Below are 17,403 nucleotides of genomic sequence, written 5' to 3' on the forward strand. Positions count from 1 at the left end.
CCTTCCCTGAGACGGTCGACAGGTCAGGCTGACGGCCGGTCGCGACCGCTCGCCTCACGACTCGTCGACGGGTCGTCCCGGACGAATCGTGAACTCCCCGTCGGCGGCGAACCGGAGGAGCGCCCGCGACCCGAGGTCGAGTCGCTGCAGGCGCTCGGCCCGCGGATGGTCACCGAGCGCGTACGACGCGCGGCGACTGAAGGGCCAGCCGCCGACGTCGCCGACGAACTCCAGCGGTTCGCGGAGAAGCGTCCCGTCCTTCACCGTGAAACTGGACGCGGAGAGCCGCGCACCGAACGTCGGCGGTCGGTCGATCTCGACGGTGAGGAGGCGCTTTCCGTCGACGGTGACCGTCGTCCGCCGTCGGCTGCCGTCGTCGTCGAAGGTGACGTCGCCGACCGCCTTCGGATATCCCCAGACGTCCACGCCGAGCGCCCGCCCCGGTTCGGTCGTCACGGGGAGGTACCACACGTAGCCGCCCGCGCCGCCCCGGAGGGCCGACGCGAGCGGCACGGTCCCGGTCGAGCCCCGGACGGCCGGGAGGAGGACTCCGAACTCGCCGTACGGCGCTATCTCTCCCGCTCCGATTCGACGGTACTCGACGCAGAGGAACGTCACCGCGGCTCGCCCCGGTGCCGTCCGAATCGGAACGAGCCCCTCGGGCAACAGCTCTCGCACGCCCCCGTAGTCGGCCCCGAACGCGGCCCCCGTCATCGCCGCGTCGGTCGACAGCGGAAGGTCGACCGTCTCTCCCGTCGAGAGGGTGAACGGCTCCGCGGTCGTGCCGCCGACCGGACCGGTCATGAGTCCGGCCGGGCGTACGCGCGTGTTCGTCTTAAAGTTGGAGTCGAACCGTGGTCACTCCTCTTCGTCGCCGGGCAGTGGGGCGCTCCAGGCGTCTGGTTCAGCAAAGGGTTCGGGCCTGCCTTCCTCACGCCCACCGGTTTCCTTTAGGGTCTCGCGCTCGTCGTCTCCATGCCCATACTGTTCTACGAGACGGTGACCTGGCCGAGTGACGTTTCGGGCGGTGGTGGTTCTGGCGGTGCTTTAGCCGGCAGACAGATAGATAGTGGGGCTTTCTCTCATATAACCGAGAAAAAGGACATAGATAGCGAATGTATCTCTAAGAACTCAAACCCCAACTAATCGGCTATCTAAGATGAGCTACTATATCCAAAATGCCAGATAAACACCGATAGAATAACAAATATGTACAATAGGGGTAGCATAACTAAGATTATAGATGGGAATTCTGGATTTGTTGCATTGAGTATTCTTTGAACAAGCACTATAAACAAAATTATACCGCCCATGAAATTTATAACGCACATGTGACGGTGAATATTAACACATAAGGGTTATTAGGTAGTATATTTCTAGTGACTTTGGAAGCATCAGTGACCCGCTTTACCATTGATACTGATTTATTGTCCCTTTTTACTCCTTGTCTCGTAGATGTCCTCTCTGAGATTCTTTCCATTAGCTTCTTCATCTGTCTCATTGAAAGGTGTGTCATAGAACCCGCAAACATTAAAACTACAGTAGAAATCAAACTTAGCTCACTTGGAGAGTGCGAGTATATCAACAGTGAGGCGGCTGTGGGCCAAAATGCCATTTCTGGAGTTCCCTTTGCAGCAGCATCAAACCCAAGGTTCATATAAAGAAATACTCATTTTAGGCTATAAATATCTGGGTTTGTTTATTGCTAAGAAGAAATAGTTAGAAATGTATAATTAAATAGAGTTCCACTTCAGGTTGAGATGTATTGAGGTACATTCTGTTACGTTCATATGAAAATAATACTCAAGCAATGAGATAGCTCACGGAGTGGCGAGCACACGCTACGCGGTGCTCGCCGTGTTGTTCGCGGGAAATTGAGTGGGGTCGGAGGGATTTGAACCCCCGATCGACTGATATCTCCGGTGCGCCTCGGAACTCCAGAGGGTCGTCAACGCGAGCGATGATCAGTCGCCCGCTCGGTATATCAGCTGGAGTCTCGTCCCGGGCGCGTGCCTCTGGAGTCAGTCGCCATGCCGGGCTTGGCCACGACCCCTCGCCAGTGAATTGGGCGAAATCGCCTAAAGGGGTTTCGATTTCTACTCTTCGCGGGCCTTCCAGTCGCACTCCTGGCACTTGTAGCCCGTGACGAACGCCGTCACGCTCGGCATGTATCCGACTTCGAGCACGTCGCTGCCGCAGTCGGGGCACTGCCGGTCGGCCTCTTCGATGTCCTCGGCGTCCATCACGGACTCGCCCTCGATAATCTCGGCCAGCTTCGCTGGCGTCACCATCCGTCCCTGCACGACGCGGTTGTCGGCCATACTCGTGTTCGGGGCCGGGGGTGGAAAAGCGTTACAGCCAGGGTTTGCGCTCGCCGTCGGACTCGGTGGGGTAGCCGTAGTCGGCCTTCCCCGTGTCCTCGTCGCCCTCGTCGTCCGACAGGAGGTCGACGTCCCGCGACGCCTCGGCGATGTGGCCCGCCGTCACGGGGGTCTGGCCCTCGCCCGGCCCGTCGGAGACGTCCGCGAGCACGCCCGCTTCGAGCCGCGAGCCGTCGGAGCGGCCGCTGCCGTCCGTCACCGTCTTCGCGTCGGCGGCGGCCGCTTCCGCGGGCGTCGCTCCGGGGTCGTCGTCCGACGACTCGACGACCTCACCGTGTTCGCCGGGGTCGAGCGCCAGCAGCACGGCGACGGCGAGGACGGCCAGCGCCAGCGGCGCGTCGCTGTCGACCACGTGGAGTATCGACAGCGGGAGGACGCCCAGCGCGACGGCGCTCCCGAACCGGAAGCGGTCGATGTCGACGACCTCGCGCAGACGCGGCGCGAGCAGCGCGACCACGAGCGCGAACGCGACCCCGCTCCCGGCGGCGGCGATGGCGTGGACGACCCGCGTCACGTTGGGGTCGGTGACGAGTTCGAACCCGGCCGGCTGGAGGCTGGCGAGCATGCCGAGACCGATGATGATGCCGGGGCTGGGGAGATACTCCCCGATGCGCGCGCTCGCCGTCTTGGCGGCGATGGCGGCGATGACGAGCGCTGCGAACCGCTCGAACACGTGCATGTTCAGGACGCTCTCGATGGTCGGTGCGAACGCCGCCTCCAGGGCGGCGATGGCGATGATGCCGGTGCCGACGAGCAGGACGCTCGCCGCCTGTTCGCGGGGCGTCCCGTCCATCTCGGCGAGGATGACGGCGACGGTGGCGCTGCCGCCGAACACCAGCAGGCCGACCTGGACGATGCCCGCCCAGGTGTCGAGCGCCCCGGCGAGCACCATCGCCGGGAAGATGCCGTCTACCAGGGGCAGTCCCATCACCGTCGCCAGCAGCTTCGTCTTGCCGCCTACCTGCCTCTCGAGGCGATAGGCGACCGGGTGGCGTGAACTACTCATTCACTATCTGGGATGGCCCTGACCGTCGGGCGAACGGCGATAGCTCTCGCGGTACGACGAGCCGTGGCGTCCGAACCGAAATCCGAATCGGACCGCGAGTTTCTCTACCAGTGTCGGGAGCATCGTCGGAAGGAAAATGGTCGGGTTGCTGGAGGCGGCGTTCTTCTGACCAGCAGTGCGCTCCGCGAGGGGACTGGTAGAGTCCATATCGAATGATACTGTCGTTTTGGTCTTAAGCGTTGCGTGTGAAACGGCCTCATTGAGCGCGAAAGTGAAAGACTGACCCGTAATCCGGTTACGAATCGTCGACGGATTCTGCGGACCGCTGGCGAGTCGTCAATGTGAACAGTTGTCAATGAACTATCGCCGGGGTGGTCCATCGTCGCCGGTGCGCACCCGGTTCGGCCCCGTCGCCGACGGGTGGCGGTCGACGAGGCGGGCCGACGAAGCGACCGTACTGGCCGGGCTGTACGCACGCTCGTGTACATCGAGCACTCGCCGAGGGAGGATGAAGCCACAATCTCGCAACGTTTTTCACGGGGGGCCACGTTCGATTTACATGGCGAACGATTCTCATCACGGTGGCCCGTTCTCCGAGAAACTCCGCGTACCGGAGGCGCTCACGTTCGACGACGTGCTCCTCCGTCCGAAGGAGAGTCACGTCGAACCGGACGACGCCGACGTGAGTACGCGCGTCTCGAAGTCCGTCGAACTGGAGGTCCCGGTCCTCTCGGCGGCGATGGACACAGTCACCGAGAGCAGGATGGCGACCGAGATGGCCCGCCAGGGCGGCCTCGGCGTCCTCCACCGGAACATGGACGTCGACGAGATGGTCGAGGAGATAGAGGAGGTCAAGCGCGCGGACGAACTCATCATCCGCGACGTGGTCACCGCGAACCCCGACCAGACGGTGCGAGAGGTCGACGCGATGATGGAGCGCGAGGGCGTCAGCGGCGCGCCCGTCGTCGGCGACGACGGCCGCGTGCTCGGCATCATCTCCGGCACCGACATCCGTCCGTACCTGGAGGTCGGCGAGAGCGACGAGGTCCGCGAGGCGATGACCGACGAGGTCATCACCGCCACCGAGGACGTGACCGCGCGCGAGGCGCTCGAGTTGATGTACGAGCACAAGATCGAGCGCGTGCCCGTCGTCGACGACGAGAACCGCCTCACCGGTCTCGTCACGATGCAGGTCGTCCTCCAGCGCCGCGAGTACACCGACGCGGCCCGCGACGAGGAGGGTCGCCTGCGCGTCGGCGTCGCCGTCGGTCCCTTCGAGACCGACCGCGCGACGGCGGCCGACGAGGCGGGCGCGGACGTACTGTTCATCGACTGTGCACACGCGCACAACCGGAACGTCATCGACGGCGCACGCGACATCGGCGAGGCCGTCGAGGCCGACGTCGTCGTCGGCAACATCGGCACGCGAGAGGCCGCGGAGGACATCGTCGACTTCGCCGACGGTCTCAAGGTCGGCATCGGCCCGGGTAGCATCTGTACGACCCGGGTCGTCTCCGGTGCCGGCATGCCCCAGATAACCGCCATCGCACAGGTCGCGGACGTGGCGAACCAGCACGACGTCCCCGTCATCGCGGACGGCGGCATCCGGTACTCCGGCGACGCCATCAAGGCCATCGCCGCGGGCGCGGACGCCGTCATGCTCGGGTCGTACTTCGCCGGCACCGACGAGGCCCCCGGTCGGGTCATCACCATCGACGGCAAGAAGTACAAGCAGTACCGCGGCATGGGCAGCGTCGGCGCGATGACGACCGGTGACGGCGACCGCTACCTCAAGGACGAACCCGAGGACGACGAGGAGTACGTCCCCGAGGGCGTCGAGGCCGCCAAGCCGTACACCGGCACCCTGGAGAGCGAACTCCACCAGCTCGTCGGCGGGATGCAGTCCGGCATGGGCTACGTCGGTGCGGAGACCATTCCGACGTTCAAGGAGCGCTCGGAGTTCGTCCGCGTCTCCTCCGCCGGCCAGACCGAAGGTCATCCCCACGACGTGATGATTACGGACGAAGCGCCGAACTACAGCCCCGGCGAGTAGCGACCGACGACGTCCCCCGAAAAAAGATTTCTTCGGAACGCCGTACGGCGAGCGTCACGCCGCCGCGTCGAAATCCGTCTACGTCCCGCCGGTACACCGCGGGCTACACGTCTCGTTCTCGGCGGCGTTCGCGCCCGGAACCGCCTTGAACTCGGTACCACACTCGGTGCACTCGTAGGTCTCGAACTCCGGCATATGCGGTGGTTGGCGGCTCGAATCTCAAATCGATTACAGAGGTTGGCGTGGGCGACGACCTCCGTCGAACGCGGCCCGCGCGAGCCGACGGAACGTTCCGAAGGCCAGCGGGACGTTTTGCGTTCACCCACGGTCGGCGCGTCTCGGCGAGCGAGTTCGATACGCTTTACCACCGGGAGCGTCTCCCCACCGTCGATGGTACGCTGCGAGCAGGAGAACTGCGGCTGGGTCGCCATAGCGCCGTCCGAACAGGCCGCGTGGCGACAGTACGAGGAACACGTGCTGGCCGAACACGTCGAATCAGTCGAGGCCGACGTCCCCGACGGCCACGTCCAGGTGAGGACCGACGACGGCGAGTGGACGACCATGGAGATAGAGGAGGCGAAGGACGGCAGCGGCGACGAGTCGCCGGAGTGAACGGACCGCTCTCGCACGGTTTCCGAATCCGATTTTCTTAAATATTGTGGCCGTAAACTACCGCAAGACCACGGGGCATGTTGATCACAGAGTTCACCCTCGACCATCCGATTCTCCGGCAGACGCTGCGTTCTAATCGGGAGACGACGCTCTTCCACGAACGATCGAACGCAGTGGACGGCGACCGCGTTCGCATCCTCTTCTGGGCGGAGGGTGGGGACCTCGACGCGTTCGAGAGTGCACTGAGCGAGGACCCGACCGTGACCGAACCGAACCAGATCGCGACGGTCGACGACCGGCGACTCTACCAGACCGAACTCTCGGGGGAGGGACTGGAGAGCAGCGTCTACCCGATGCTGGTCGAGGTCGGCGGCGTCAACCACGAGGTCACGGCCACGCACGAGGGCTGGGATCTCAAGACATCGTTTCCGGACCGGCCGTCGCTCGAACGCTTCCACGACTACTGCCAGAACCACGACATCGACATCGAACTGCACCGGGTGTACGAACAGCAGTCGACCGGCGACGGGGGCGGGTTCGGACTGACGGACGAACAGCGGGCGGCGCTCCGAACCGCTTTCGAGGCCGGCTACTTCGATATACCGCGCGATTCCTCGCTCGAGGAACTCGGCGACCAGCTCGACATCTCGGCGAACGCCGCGTCGAACCGGTTGCGACGCGGGACGAAGACGCTCCTGAAGAACACCGTCTGCGACGAGAATCGACGGGTCGCGTCGGAGTCCGACCACCACGCCTGACGACCGCGACGGCGCTCGCTCTCGTCGCTTCTCCGACGGTGCGGCCGCGACCGAACCGTGGCCGCGCCGTCGCTCGTCACTCCTCGTTCTCTTCGCTTTCCTCGGTCGCGGCCACGTCGCCGAGGAGCGAGTCCACGTCGGCGTGGTCGTGGAGGAGTTCCCGCATGCGCTCGACCGTCTCGGCGTTGCGAGTGCGTCCGCTCCGCACCACGTCCTCGGCGCGCTCGACGGCGGTCAGCGTGTCGGTCTGGACGAGCAGGACGGGAACGCCCTTCTCCTCGGCCTTCCCGACGACCGCGCCCGGCGGCCGGAACCCGCCCGTCAGGATGAGACACTTCACGCCCGGCGCCTCCAGCGCGACCGTCTGGAGGTCGGGGCGGTCGCCGCCCGTGATGAGCGCGGCGTCCTTCGTTCGGCGGAGGTGGCGCAGCGCCGAGTCGCCGCTCATCGCACCGACGAGGAACCGCTCGACGAACGCGTCGGTGTCCGCGTTCGTCAGCACGTCGGCGTTCAGTTCCGCGGCGATGTCCTCGACCGTGACCCCCGCGAGGTCGCGTTCGCGCGGCACGACCCCGATGACGGGGACGCCGCGGCCCTCGAGGAACGGTACCACGTCGGTTTCGAGCGGGTCGAAGTTCGCGTTCTCGACGGCGTTGAAGAGCACGCCTGCGAGGCGGTCTCCCACGTCGTTCGCGGCGGCCAGCAGGTCGTCGACGTCGCCGGCCTGACCGTACTTCGAGATGAGCAGGACCTCGGCGTCGAACAGGTCGGCGACCTCGGGGTCGGTGAGGTCGACGATGCCGCCGGTCGTCAGTTCGCCGCCGCCCTCGACGACCATCAGGTCCTTGTCCGCCGCGAGCGATTCGAAGCTCTCGCGGACCTGCTCGCGGAGTTCGTCCGGGTCCTCGCGCCCGCGAATCGCGCTCTCGATGAACGTCGGCGAGTAGACCACGGGTTCGAGTTCGTGCATCTCCGCGTCCAGGTCGAGCAGCTCGCGGGCCAGCATCGGGTCCTCGTCCAGGGTCTTGCCGACGTTGCTCTGGAGGCGGGTGCCCTTCGGTTTCATGTAGCCGACCGACAGCCCGCGCTCTTTCGCCAGGCGAGCGAGCGCGAGCGCGACGGCCGTCTTGCCGGTGCTCTCTTCCGTTGCGGTGACGAGTATGGTTTTCGTCATAGTTTGTCGGTGTCCACGGTCAGTCGCACGTCGATGGCCTGCACGCCGTCCGGCGTGGCGACCAGGGGGTTGATGTCCAGTTCCAGGATGGCCGGGAAGTCGGTGACGAGTTGCGAGAGGCGCTGGATGCTCTCGACGACGTCGTCGACGTCGGCCGGTTCGCGGCCGCGAGCGCCCCGCAGCAGCGGCGCGGCGTCTATCTCCTCGGTCATCTCGCGGGCCTCCCGCTCGCTGACGGGCGCGACCCGGAAGGTGGTGTCCTCGATTATCTCGACGAAGATGCCGCCGAGGCCGAACAGGAGCAGGGGGCCGAACTGCGGGTCGCGGTTCATCCCGACGATGGTCTCGGTCCCGGCGTCCAGGTCGACCGTCTCCTGGACCTGCACGCCGAGGATGGTCGCGTCGGGCTGGTAGTTGCGCGCCCGCGTCACGAGGTCCTCGTAGGCGTCGTACACGTCCTCGTTCCCCACGCCGACCTTCACGCCGCCGATGTCGGACTTGTGCAGGATGTCCGGACTGACGATCTTCATCACCACCTCGCCCTCGATGTCCTGGGCGACGCTGACGGCGTCCTCGGGCTTGTCGACGATGTCGCTCTCCGGCGTCGGGATGCCGTAGGCCGAGAGCAGGTCCATCGCTTCGACGCCGAGGCGGTTGTCGCCGCGCTCCTTCGCGCGGGCCAGCACGGCCTCCGCCTGCTCGCGGTCCACGTCGAACTCGGTCGGGGCCTCGTACGTGCGCTCGCTGATGTCGCGGTAGGTCGCCAGCGCGTCGAGGCTCCGGACCGCGCGCGCCGGGTCGAAGTAGTTCGGGATGCCCACTTCGCCGAGCACCTCCGCCGCGCGCTCGGTTCGCTCGCCGCCCATCAGCACCGCGGCGACCGGCTTGCCGTGCTCCTCCTGCAGGTCGGCGACCTCCTCGGCGAGGTCGCGGAAGTCGATGACCGCCGTGGGTGCCGAGAGGACGACCGCCGCACCGACGTTGTCGTCGGCGAGCGCAAGGTCGAGCGCCGTACGGAACCGCTCGACGTCGGCGTCGCCGATGGTGTCGATGGGGTTGTAGATGTTCGCCTCTTCCGGCATCGTCTCGGAGAGTTCGGAGAGCGTCTCCTCCGAGAACGACGCCATCGAGAGGTCGGAGTCGCCGACGGCGTCGGTCGTCATCACGCCCGGACCGCCGGCGTTCGTCACGATGGCGAGGTCGTCGCGTTCGGGAAGGGGCTGGCCGGCGAGCATCTGGGCGTAGTCGAACAGCTCCTGGACCGTCTCGACCCGGAGGACGCCCGCCTGTTCGAGACCGGCCTGGTACGCCCGGTCGCTGCCCGCCAGCGACCCCGTGTGCGAGGAGGCGGCCTGCGCGCCGGCGTCGGTTCGCCCCGACTTCACCAGCACGATGGGGGTGTCGTCGGTCACCTCGCGGGCGGCGTCGACGAACGACTGGCCGTCGTCGATGCCCTCCAGGTAGCCGAGGACGACGTTCGTGTCCGGGTCGTCGCCCCACGCCCGGACGAAGTCCGTCTCGTCGAGGACGGCCTCGTTGCCGAGCGACACCACGTCCCGGAAGCCGATACCCTGGTCGTTCGCCCAGTCGAGCACCGCCGTGATGAACGCGCCGGACTGGCTCATGAACGACATCGACCCCTGAAGCGCGTTCTCCGGGCCGAAGGTGGCGTTCAGGCCGACCGGCGTGCTCATCACGCCGAGGCTGTTGGGGCCGACGAGGTTGATGTCGTACTCGTCGGCGACCGACTGCAACTCGCGTTCGCGCGCTGCGCCCTCGCTGCCCGTCTCGCCGAACCCGGCGGTGATGACGACCACGTTCGGCACCCCGGCCTCGCCCGCGTCGCGGACCACGTCCACGACCGCGCCGGGCGGGACGACCACCACCGCGAGGTCCACGTCCGGCGCGGACGCGAGGTCGGGATAGCTTCGGAGGCCGAACACCTCGTCGTAGTTCGGGTTCACGGGCACCGTCTCGCCGTCGAAGTCGTCGCGCAGATTCTCGACGATGGCGCGACCGATGGAGCCTTCGCTCTCGGTGGCCCCGACGACGGCGACGCGCGACGGCGCGAACATATCGGAGAGTACGCGGTCACCCATCGTCCGGATGGTCGTCGAGTCAGGGGTTAAAAGTAGTGTCCGTTTCCGCGGAGTGGGAGGCCGCGGAGGCAGACGGTCGGACCGTCGGCGTCACGCGGGCCGCTCGGTCGGCCACGCCTCCGGCAACGGCGACGGGCGGCAGACGAAGTCGGCGGCCCCGAAACGGGCCCGCGGCGACCGTCAGCGCTCGGCGTCGTCGAGACGGGCGTCGATGAACTGGCCGAGGACGGACGCGAAGCCGGTCTGGGAGCTCCAGATGGCCGTCTCCCGGTCGCTGTCGTCGAGCACGCTGATGAGGACGGTGTCGTCGTCGACCGAGAGCACGCGCCCGGCGTGGGACTCGTCGGGGGCGTCCGGCGGGTCGACGACGGGGATGTCGTCGAACCGCTCGTGGACGGCCTCGTCCTCGCTGATGACGACGACCGAGACGCCGGCGTCGAAGCGCCGACGGAGCCCCTCGACGATGCCCGGCGTCACCAGCGGGTCGCGCGACCCGAAGACGATTCGCTCCTCGGCCTCGTCGACGAGTTGCTCGACTCTGCTCGCGACGCCCCCGTGCCCGTGGATGGTCCAGACGTCCTCGCGCTGTTCGTCCTCGCTACCCTCCTGGCGGGCGGTTTCGAGGTAGTCGAACGCCTGCTCCTCGGTGCGTTCGAACCGGTTCCGGAGATGCGACCGCGCCTCCTCCAGGCCGACGGGACGGTACTGGAGGGGTTTCGACTGCTGGACCTCGACGAGTCCCTGCTCCTGGAGGCTCTCGGCCGCGCCGTACACCTGCGAGCGCGGCACGTCCGTCGCCTGGTGGATGTCGCGGGCGGTCCCGGTGCCGAGTCGCTGGAGCGCGACGAACACCTTCGCCTCGTAGTTCGAGAGGCCGAGTTCTTCCAGGGCCTCGATGGCGTCGCTCTCGTCCATCAGTCCTCACCCGGGGTCGGCGTCGCGTCCGTGGTCTTCGTGTCCACCGTGCCCCGCGCGCCGGGGCCGAGATAGCGCGTCCAGACGACGAGCAGACTCGGCAGCACGAACACGCTCGCGAGGAACGCGTAGATGATGGTCAGCCCGGTGATGATGCCGAACTGCTGGAGCACGGGCAGGATGGCGAACGCGAGCACGCCGAACCCGCCGACAGTCGTCGCCGCGCTCCCCAGCAGCGCGCCGCCGGTACCGGTGAGCGCCGTCTCCATCGCGTCCCAGGCAGACCCGCGGCGTTCGAGTTCGACGTTGTACCGTTCGGAGAGGTGGATGCTGTAGGCCACCCCGAGTCCGACAGTGAGGCTGGTTATCATCCCCGTCAGGACGTTGAACGGCATGTCGATGAGATACATCGTGCCGAGGATCCACGTCACGCTGAACAGCACGGGGAGCAGGGTCACCGCGCCGAGCGTCGCGCTCCCCTCCGTGATGCGGTAGACCAGCATCAGGAACGCGAACACCGAGACCATCGTGATGACGAGGCTCTGGATGACCGTCTCCAGCAACTGCTGCTGGACGATCTCGAACACCACGGGCTGGCCGGTCGCGGTCACGTCGAGTCCGTCGACCGAGTCCGCGACGTCGGTCATCTGGGCCTTGACCGCCGCGCTGCTCGCGCCGCCCTCGATGGAGACGGACATCCTGAGCGCGCGGTACTCGCCGTCCTCGCGGTGGACGACGCTCTTCGCCTGCGAGGGCGCGACCTCGTACAGGCGGTCGTACACTTCCTCCACGTTCCTGTCGGGCACGCCGTCACCGTCGGTGTCCGCGGCCGTGAACGTCTCGTTGAACGACTCGTTCTGCGCCGCGACCTGCTCCATCACCGACAGCGGACTCGTGACCTCCGGGTCGCCGTTCGAGAGGACCACGGTCACGTCCTTTTCCCCCGCCCGCTCGCGGAGTCGCTCCACCTTCTCGAGCGTCTGCGGTCCCGTCACGTCGCCCTGGAGCAGTAGCTGGGCCTGCGAGTTCCGGTTGACGAAGTTCTCGTTGACGTACTCCATGTTCGCCTTCGCCGAGTAGCTCCCGGGCCTGAACGGTTCGGGCAGGTCCTTCGTCCACCCCGGCGGGTCCTCCGCGAGGAACTCCTCCTGGGAGAAGCTGGTGTCGACCTGCGTCGCGCCGTACGCGCCGACCGAACTGACGACCAGCGTGACCGCGATGACGACCCACGGGGCCTTCCGCGCGGCCACCGCGCCGACCGACAGCGCGCGACCGAGCGCCCCGCCGCCGGTGCCGAAGGCGCGCTTCTTGCGGTCGAAGCCGCGGTTTTCCAGGAACTCGTCAACCTCGACCTTCAGCGCCGGGACGAGAGCCCCGAAGACGACGAGCGCGGCGACGATGCCGAACGAACTCACCACGCCGAAGTCCTGGATGGGCGGCAGCGGACTGACGAGGTTCGAGAGGAAGCCGATGACCGTCGTCGCGGTCACCCACGTCAGGGCCGCGCCGACGCCGACGAGCGCGACGCGCATCGACCCCCGAACGTTCTCGGACTCCTCCGCGCCGTCCGCGGAGCGCTGCTCCCGGTGGCGCATGAAGACGTGGATGGCGTAGTCGATGGACAGTCCGATGAGGAGGACGGGCACCGCGATGAACATCTGGTTGAACGTGATTCCCGCCCAGCCCATGAAGCCGAACGTCCACACCAGCACCAGGGCGATGCCGAAGACGCCGAGCACGATGTCGAGCAGGTCGCGGTAGGCGACCAGCAGCGTGAGGACGACGAACAGGAGCGCCAGCGGGCCGACGATGGCGAGGCTGTCGGTCATCGACTGGTCGATCTCCTGGCTGATGATGCCGCTCCCGAAGACGAGCGCCTCCTGGTCCAGCGTCTCCTTCGCGACGGACTGGATGGCCTGCTGGGATTCGACGAGACCGGTCGACCCCATTCCCTGGGCCGCCTGCCCCTCCTGCTGCTGGAAGATTATCAGCATCGTCGCGTTCGCCTCCGTGCTTCCCGGCTCGTAGGAGGTGGGCATGAACGCGAACGACTGCGCCGCCATCCCGGTCGCGTTCTCGCTCAGCACAGACGTCAGCGTCCGGTCGATGGCCGACTGGTTCATCGACTCCAGTTGCGCTATCTGTTCCTCGATGGTCGGCGACGACTCCCGCAGGGCCGTCCGCTGCTCCCGCAGTTCCTCGGACGACCGCCGTAGCTCCTCGTACTCGGCCGAGAGCACGCCGCGCGTGCCGAGCCGGTACACCTGCTGGAACTGCGAGCGAATCTCGGCCGACCGCTCCCGGTAGGCCGACTCGTTTATCTCGCCTCGCTCTCGGGAGGCGTTCAACCGGTCCAGTTTCGCCTGCAGCCCTCTCGTCTGGCGGAACGCCTTCGTGAACGTCGCCGTCTGGTTCGCGGTCAGGTTCTCGGTCGCGTTCAGGCGAACCTGGCTCAGGTTCGACTCCAGACCCGCGGCGCGCCGCTGGTAGGTGGACTCGTTTATCTCCTCTTGCCGATAGGAGGCGTTCAGCCGGTCGTACCTGCTCTGCAGGGTCCGTGTACGGTTCAGCGCGGCGCGCAACTGCGCCGCCGTCCGGTTGAGTCGGTCGCTTCGCCGCTGAATTTCGGTCGCCTGGGCGCGAAGCTTCGCGCCCTGCTCGCGCTGGATGGCGACGGTGGCGACGACGTTCGCGATGCCCGAGGTCGGCGTCTCGTCGGCGAGCGTCGGTCCGACCGTCTCGTTCTCGCGCAGGCGCTGCTGGAGTTCGAGCGTGTCCACCAGCGTTCCCTTCGAGAGGACGTCGTCCCCGCGGACGATGACCTGTACCGTCGTCGTGTTCTCGCGACCCGTCGTGAAGTTCGACTCGATGTAGTCGAGTTTCTTCGCCGCCTCGCTGTCGCTCTGGAACTGCTCCAGCGAGGAGGACTGCTCGACCATCGGCGCGCCGGCACCGACCAGGACGGTCAGCACCAGCAAGCTGGCGACGATGACCCGACTGTGCTCCGTGACGTTCTCGAACAGACGGTCTAGCACGTCCGTTCCTCCCGTGCTCCCGACGTCGTGATTCTGCGTTCGGTCATCGGTGGACTGTTGTTAGAGTCCTACTAACAGCTCGGCCAAAAAGGTACAGGTTCCGCGCGTGACACCGACAGCTCCGGGAGCCCCCGGCGTAGCGCGGTCGTGGCCCCGGCCCGGGGGAGTGACGACGAACCGACGTGGCGGAGACCGACGGGAGCGGTCGAGACGGCGCTCGGCGACCTCGAAATCCGGTCGACGAGACGCTCGCGGCCCGACCGCGCCGACCGCGCCGACTGCGACGGCCCCGTCACCGACCGTCCCTGGCCGGCACATCACGGCGTGCCATTTATCAGTAGAGGCGGTAAACCGTAACACATGGTACAGTGCGAGATGTGCGGTGCCGAGACGTCGTCGCCGAAGACCGTCAAGGTCGAGGGCGCGGAACTCGACGTCTGCGACAACTGCGCGGACTTCGGTACCGAGGTCCAGACTCAGGATACCTCGTCGACGTCGACGAAATACTCGACGTCGTCGTCGTCGAGCACGTCCAGCACCAGCGGTAGTTCGAGTTCGGGAGGCGGCGGTAGCTCCCGGACGCGGCGTTCGGACATGTTCGACGACATGGACGAACTCGCCCAGGACTACGACGACCGCATCCGGAACGCCCGCGAGTCGACGGGAATGAGCCAGGAGGACCTGGCGAAGGAGCTCAACGAGAAGGCCAGTCTCATCCGGAAGCTCGAACGCGGCGACGTCCTGCCGAGCGACGACGTGCAGACGAAACTCGAACGGGAGCTCGACATCAGCCTCTCCGCCGGCGGCTCCGGCGGGGACGAGGAGTGGAGCGGCGGAAGTTCGACCGGCGGCACCACGCTCGGTGACGTCGTGAAGCGCAAGGACTGAGACGTCCCCGGCCCCGCGATTCGATTCGCTTTCGACAGAACGCGCGGAGCGTCGGCCACGACCGTCCACGTCGTCGGAAACCCCAACCAGTTTAGACGCGCCGACCGAACGCTCCCCCAATGGACGAGGACCTGCGCGAGAGAGTCGAGGAGGAGGCCAAAAAGCACGCGCTGTTCAACGCATTGAAACACGAAAGCGACGCCGAGGTCGGCGCAATCATGGGGTCGCTGATGGGCGAGAACCCCGAGTTCCGCGAGCACGGCGACGAGGTGCCGGGCGTTGCGGGGAAAGCGGTCGCCGAAATCAACCGTCTCGACCGCGAGGAGCGGCGGGAGCTACTCGGCGAACTCGACCCGGAACTCGTCGAGGAACTCGAGCGCGAGGACGAGGGCGACGACCGCGTGCTCCCCGACCTGCCGAACGCCGACGAGTACGACGAGATCCGGATGCGCTGTGCGCCGAACCCGAACGGCCCGTGGCACATCGGTCACGGCCGGATGCCCGCCGTCATCGGCACGTACGCCGAGGAGTACGACGGCGAGTTCATCGTCCGGTTCGACGACACCGACCCGGAGACCAAACGCCCCCTGACCTGGGTGTACGACGAGATTGTCGAGGAGGTCGAGTACCTGGGCTTCGAACCCGCCGAGGTCATCAAGGCGAGCGACCGCCTCGACACCTACTACGAGCACGCCCGACGGCTCATCGAGAAGGACGGGGCGTACACCTGCTCCTGTTCCGGCGAGGCGTTCTCGGAATTGAAGAACAGCGCGGAGCCGTGCCCGCACCGCGACAAGGACCCCGAGACGACGCTGGCGGAGTTCGAGGACATGGTCGCCGGCGAGTACGACTCGGGCGAGATGGTGCTCCGGGTGAAGACCGACATCGAGCACAAGAACCCCGCGCTCCGCGACTGGGTGGCGTTCCGGATGATAGACACGCCGCACCCGCGCGAGGAGGCCGCCGACTACCGGTGCTGGCCCATGCTCGACTTCCAGTCGGGCGTCGACGACCACCTGACCGGCGTCACCCACATCATCCGCGGCATCGACCTCCAGGACTCAGCGAAGCGCCAGCGGTTCGTCTACGACTACTTCGACTGGGAGTACCCCGAGGTCATCCACTGGGGGCACGTCCAGGTCGACGAGTACGACGTGAAGATGTCCACCTCGACCATCAAGGAACTCATCGAGAAGGGCGAACTCGACGGCTGGGACGACCCGCGCGCGCCGACGCTGCTGAGCTTGCAGCGACGGGGAATCAGGGGCGAGGCCGTCACGGAGTCGATGATAGAGCTCGGCACGTCGACGAGCAACGTCGACCTCGCGATGAGTTCCGTCTACGCCAACAACCGCGAACTCGTCGACGACGAGGCCCAGCGCTGCTTCTTCGTCCGCGACGGCGTCGAGTACCCGCTCGTCGGCGACCCCCCCGAGGCCGCGGAGCCGGCGGTCCACCCCGACCACGAGGACCGCGGCACCCGACACGTTCCCGCCGGCGAAGCCGTGTTGGTCGAGTCCGGCGACGTGCCGGACCACGACGACCGCGTCTGGCTGAAGGGACTCGGCTGCTTCCGGCACACCCGCGACGCCCTCCAGTACACCGGCGACGACATCGACGCGGTCCGTGAGGAGAACGTCCCCGTCGTCCACTGGGTGTCGGCCGACGCGAACGTCCCCGTCCGCCTGCGCACGATGGACGGCGACGTGCACGGTCACGCCGAACCCGGATTCGCGGAGAGAGACCCCGACGAGGTCGTCCAGTTCGAGCGCGTCGGCTTCGCGCGCGTCGACAGACACGAGAGCGGCGAGTCCGTCGCGTACTTCGCTCACGAGTAGGCGCACGGAGCGACGGACACTGTTTTCTCCGAACTCGTCACCCGCGTCACGTCGAGGCGCTCAGTGGCCGCCCGAGGAGAGGTGGAGGCCGACGATACCGACGACGACGACGCCGATGAAGAAGACGCGAGTCAGTTCCGCCGGTTCGTCGAAGAGGACGATGCCGAGCGAGGCGGTGCCGACGGCTCCGATACCCGTCCAGACGGCGTAGGCGGTACCGACGGGCAGGGTCTCGACCGCCTTCGCCAGCAACAGCATGCTGACGACGAGCGCGACGACGGTGCCGGCCGTCGGCAGGGGTTTCGACAGCCCGTCGGAGTATTCGAGGCCGACTGCCCACGCTATCTCGAACACGCCTGCGACCACCAGGACGTACCATGACATCGGTCCGGTGTAGTTGGACCGGACGACTATACCTTCCGTTCTGCACCGGCGGCTACCGCCGGGAGACCTCCGCGGACGCGTCTCGTCGTCACCGCCACTCCTCGGCGTCCGCCAGCGGTTCGGCGACCACGCCGTCCTGCCTGGCGAGGACGCGGGCGTGGCTCGTACAGACCTCCCGGTTCGCGTCCCACGGGACGTGCAACCGAACCGCCGCCTCGTCGTCGCAGTCGTCTTCGGCGCACTCCATCGTCCGGAACGAC

General features: G+C 66.6%; 16 protein-coding genes, 1 tRNA gene and 1 pseudogene. 5 read left to right on the top strand and 13 right to left on the bottom strand.

What is annotated here, in order from left to right; translation table 11 throughout:
• Positions 1-54: 54 nt before the first annotated feature.
• The 6 genes from ACTF4R_RS04345 to ACTF4R_RS04370 form a co-directional block, all read right to left on the bottom strand.
• Entirely contained in the window at positions 55-804 is a 750-nt protein-coding gene (locus ACTF4R_RS04345; RefSeq protein ID WP_440006523.1) for an acetoacetate decarboxylase family protein, read from the bottom strand.
• 514 nt (positions 805-1,318) lie between these two features.
• Positions 1,319-1,657 (bottom strand): hypothetical protein, encoded by a 339-nt coding sequence (locus ACTF4R_RS04350; RefSeq protein WP_440006525.1) that lies wholly within the window; start codon positions 1,655-1,657, stop codon positions 1,319-1,321.
• Positions 1,658-1,879: 222 nt separating this feature from the next.
• A tRNA-Trp gene (locus ACTF4R_RS04355) sits at positions 1,880-2,053 on the bottom strand.
• 43 nt (positions 2,054-2,096) lie between these two features.
• Entirely contained in the window at positions 2,097-2,321 is a 225-nt protein-coding gene (locus ACTF4R_RS04360) for a DUF5795 family protein (protein ID WP_433630676.1), read from the bottom strand.
• 31 nt (positions 2,322-2,352) lie between these two features.
• Complete coding sequence (locus tag ACTF4R_RS04365; protein ID WP_440006527.1) at positions 2,353-3,387, bottom strand: DUF5794 domain-containing protein; 1,035 nt, start codon at positions 3,385-3,387, stop codon at positions 2,353-2,355.
• 3 nt (positions 3,388-3,390) lie between these two features.
• A complete protein-coding gene (locus ACTF4R_RS04370) occupies positions 3,391-3,594 on the bottom strand; it encodes a DUF8099 family protein (protein WP_440006529.1) in 204 nt (67 codons plus the stop codon).
• Positions 3,595-3,946: 352 nt separating this feature from the next.
• Here ACTF4R_RS04370 and guaB point away from each other — a divergent pair, with 352 nt between their 5' ends.
• The 3 genes from guaB (at position 3,947) to ACTF4R_RS04385 (ending at position 6,810) form a co-directional block, all read left to right on the top strand.
• Complete coding sequence (gene guaB, locus ACTF4R_RS04375; protein WP_440006531.1) at positions 3,947-5,440, top strand: IMP dehydrogenase; 1,494 nt, start codon at positions 3,947-3,949, stop codon at positions 5,438-5,440.
• 390 nt (positions 5,441-5,830) lie between these two features.
• Entirely contained in the window at positions 5,831-6,052 is a 222-nt protein-coding gene (locus ACTF4R_RS04380) for a hypothetical protein (RefSeq protein ID WP_440006532.1), read from the top strand.
• Between the two features lie 77 nt (positions 6,053-6,129).
• A complete protein-coding gene (locus tag ACTF4R_RS04385; protein ID WP_440006534.1) occupies positions 6,130-6,810 on the top strand; it encodes a helix-turn-helix domain-containing protein in 681 nt (226 codons plus the stop codon).
• Between the two features lie 76 nt (positions 6,811-6,886).
• On the opposite strand, the gene ACTF4R_RS04390 is transcribed toward ACTF4R_RS04385, so the two are convergent.
• The 5 genes and pseudogenes from ACTF4R_RS04390 to ACTF4R_RS21165 all read right to left on the bottom strand — a co-directional run.
• Complete coding sequence (locus ACTF4R_RS04390) at positions 6,887-7,984, bottom strand: phosphotransacetylase family protein (RefSeq protein ID WP_440006535.1); 1,098 nt, start codon at positions 7,982-7,984, stop codon at positions 6,887-6,889.
• Positions 7,981-10,083, bottom strand: a complete 2,103-nt coding sequence (locus tag ACTF4R_RS04395) for an acetate--CoA ligase family protein (RefSeq protein WP_440006537.1) — start codon at positions 10,081-10,083, stop codon at positions 7,981-7,983. The genes ACTF4R_RS04390 and ACTF4R_RS04395 overlap by 4 nt, the downstream gene beginning before the upstream one ends.
• Positions 10,084-10,263: 180 nt before the next feature.
• Complete coding sequence (locus tag ACTF4R_RS04400) at positions 10,264-10,998, bottom strand: TrmB family transcriptional regulator (RefSeq protein WP_440006538.1); 735 nt, start codon at positions 10,996-10,998, stop codon at positions 10,264-10,266.
• Positions 10,998-14,033 carry an MMPL family transporter gene (locus ACTF4R_RS04405; RefSeq protein WP_440006540.1) on the bottom strand — a complete coding sequence of 1,012 codons (3,036 nt, stop codon included), beginning with the start codon at positions 14,031-14,033 and terminating at the stop codon, positions 10,998-11,000. The genes ACTF4R_RS04400 and ACTF4R_RS04405 overlap by 1 nt, the downstream gene beginning before the upstream one ends.
• Before the next feature lie 317 nt (positions 14,034-14,350).
• A pseudogene (locus ACTF4R_RS21165) lies at positions 14,351-14,458 on the bottom strand (DUF8138 family protein); the annotation flags it as partial.
• Between ACTF4R_RS21165 and ACTF4R_RS04410 the strand changes: the two are divergent.
• Together ACTF4R_RS04410 and ACTF4R_RS04415 are read left to right on the top strand one after the other, a co-directional pair.
• Complete coding sequence (locus ACTF4R_RS04410) at positions 14,409-14,921, top strand: multiprotein bridging factor aMBF1 (RefSeq protein WP_473965261.1); 513 nt, start codon at positions 14,409-14,411, stop codon at positions 14,919-14,921. The pseudogene ACTF4R_RS21165 and the gene ACTF4R_RS04410 sit on opposite strands and share 50 nt — an antisense overlap.
• 119 nt (positions 14,922-15,040) lie before the next feature.
• On the top strand, positions 15,041-16,759 hold the full coding sequence (locus tag ACTF4R_RS04415; RefSeq protein WP_440006544.1) for a glutamate--tRNA ligase: 1,719 nt from the start codon (positions 15,041-15,043) through the stop codon (positions 16,757-16,759).
• A 60-nt stretch (positions 16,760-16,819) separates the two neighbouring features.
• Here ACTF4R_RS04415 and sugE read toward each other — a convergent pair whose 3' ends face one another.
• Together sugE and ACTF4R_RS04425 are read right to left on the bottom strand one after the other, a co-directional pair.
• Complete coding sequence (sugE, locus tag ACTF4R_RS04420; RefSeq protein ID WP_440006546.1) at positions 16,820-17,143, bottom strand: quaternary ammonium compound efflux SMR transporter SugE; 324 nt, start codon at positions 17,141-17,143, stop codon at positions 16,820-16,822.
• 88 nt (positions 17,144-17,231) lie between these two features.
• Complete coding sequence (locus tag ACTF4R_RS04425) at positions 17,232-17,390, bottom strand: DUF8014 family protein (protein ID WP_440006547.1); 159 nt, start codon at positions 17,388-17,390, stop codon at positions 17,232-17,234.
• Positions 17,391-17,403 lie beyond the last annotated feature (13 nt).

It is taken from the genome of Halomicrococcus pelagicus (genome assembly GCF_051917725.1).
Taxonomy (GTDB): Archaea; Halobacteriota; Halobacteria; order Halobacteriales; family Haladaptataceae; genus Halomicrococcus.

What these genes read in the sequence shown, in the direction of transcription:
- ACTF4R_RS04360 (WP_433630676.1), bottom strand. Translation starts at nt 2,321, where the DNA reads ATGGCCGACAACCGCGTCGTGCAGGGACGGATGGTGACGCCAGCGAAG.
- ACTF4R_RS04400 (WP_440006538.1), bottom strand. Translation starts at nt 10,998, where the DNA reads ATGGACGAGAGCGACGCCATCGAGGCCCTGGAAGAACTCGGCCTCTCG.
- ACTF4R_RS04345 (WP_440006523.1), bottom strand. Translation starts at nt 804, where the DNA reads ATGACCGGTCCGGTCGGCGGCACGACCGCGGAGCCGTTCACCCTCTCG.
- guaB (WP_440006531.1), top strand. Translation starts at nt 3,947, where the DNA reads ATGGCGAACGATTCTCATCACGGTGGCCCGTTCTCCGAGAAACTCCGC.
- ACTF4R_RS04385 (WP_440006534.1), top strand. Translation starts at nt 6,130, where the DNA reads ATGTTGATCACAGAGTTCACCCTCGACCATCCGATTCTCCGGCAGACG.
- ACTF4R_RS04370 (WP_440006529.1), bottom strand. Translation starts at nt 3,594, where the DNA reads ATGGACTCTACCAGTCCCCTCGCGGAGCGCACTGCTGGTCAGAAGAAC.
- ACTF4R_RS04395 (WP_440006537.1), bottom strand. Translation starts at nt 10,083, where the DNA reads ATGGGTGACCGCGTACTCTCCGATATGTTCGCGCCGTCGCGCGTCGCC.
- sugE (WP_440006546.1), bottom strand. Translation starts at nt 17,143, where the DNA reads ATGTCATGGTACGTCCTGGTGGTCGCAGGCGTGTTCGAGATAGCGTGG.
- ACTF4R_RS04380 (WP_440006532.1), top strand. Translation starts at nt 5,831, where the DNA reads ATGGTACGCTGCGAGCAGGAGAACTGCGGCTGGGTCGCCATAGCGCCG.
- ACTF4R_RS04425 (WP_440006547.1), bottom strand. Translation starts at nt 17,390, where the DNA reads ATGGAGTGCGCCGAAGACGACTGCGACGACGAGGCGGCGGTTCGGTTG.
- ACTF4R_RS04410 (WP_473965261.1), top strand. Translation starts at nt 14,409, where the DNA reads ATGTGCGGTGCCGAGACGTCGTCGCCGAAGACCGTCAAGGTCGAGGGC.
- ACTF4R_RS04415 (WP_440006544.1), top strand. Translation starts at nt 15,041, where the DNA reads ATGGACGAGGACCTGCGCGAGAGAGTCGAGGAGGAGGCCAAAAAGCAC.
- ACTF4R_RS04350 (WP_440006525.1), bottom strand. Translation starts at nt 1,657, where the DNA reads ATGAACCTTGGGTTTGATGCTGCTGCAAAGGGAACTCCAGAAATGGCA.
- ACTF4R_RS04365 (WP_440006527.1), bottom strand. Translation starts at nt 3,387, where the DNA reads ATGAGTAGTTCACGCCACCCGGTCGCCTATCGCCTCGAGAGGCAGGTA.
- ACTF4R_RS04390 (WP_440006535.1), bottom strand. Translation starts at nt 7,984, where the DNA reads ATGACGAAAACCATACTCGTCACCGCAACGGAAGAGAGCACCGGCAAG.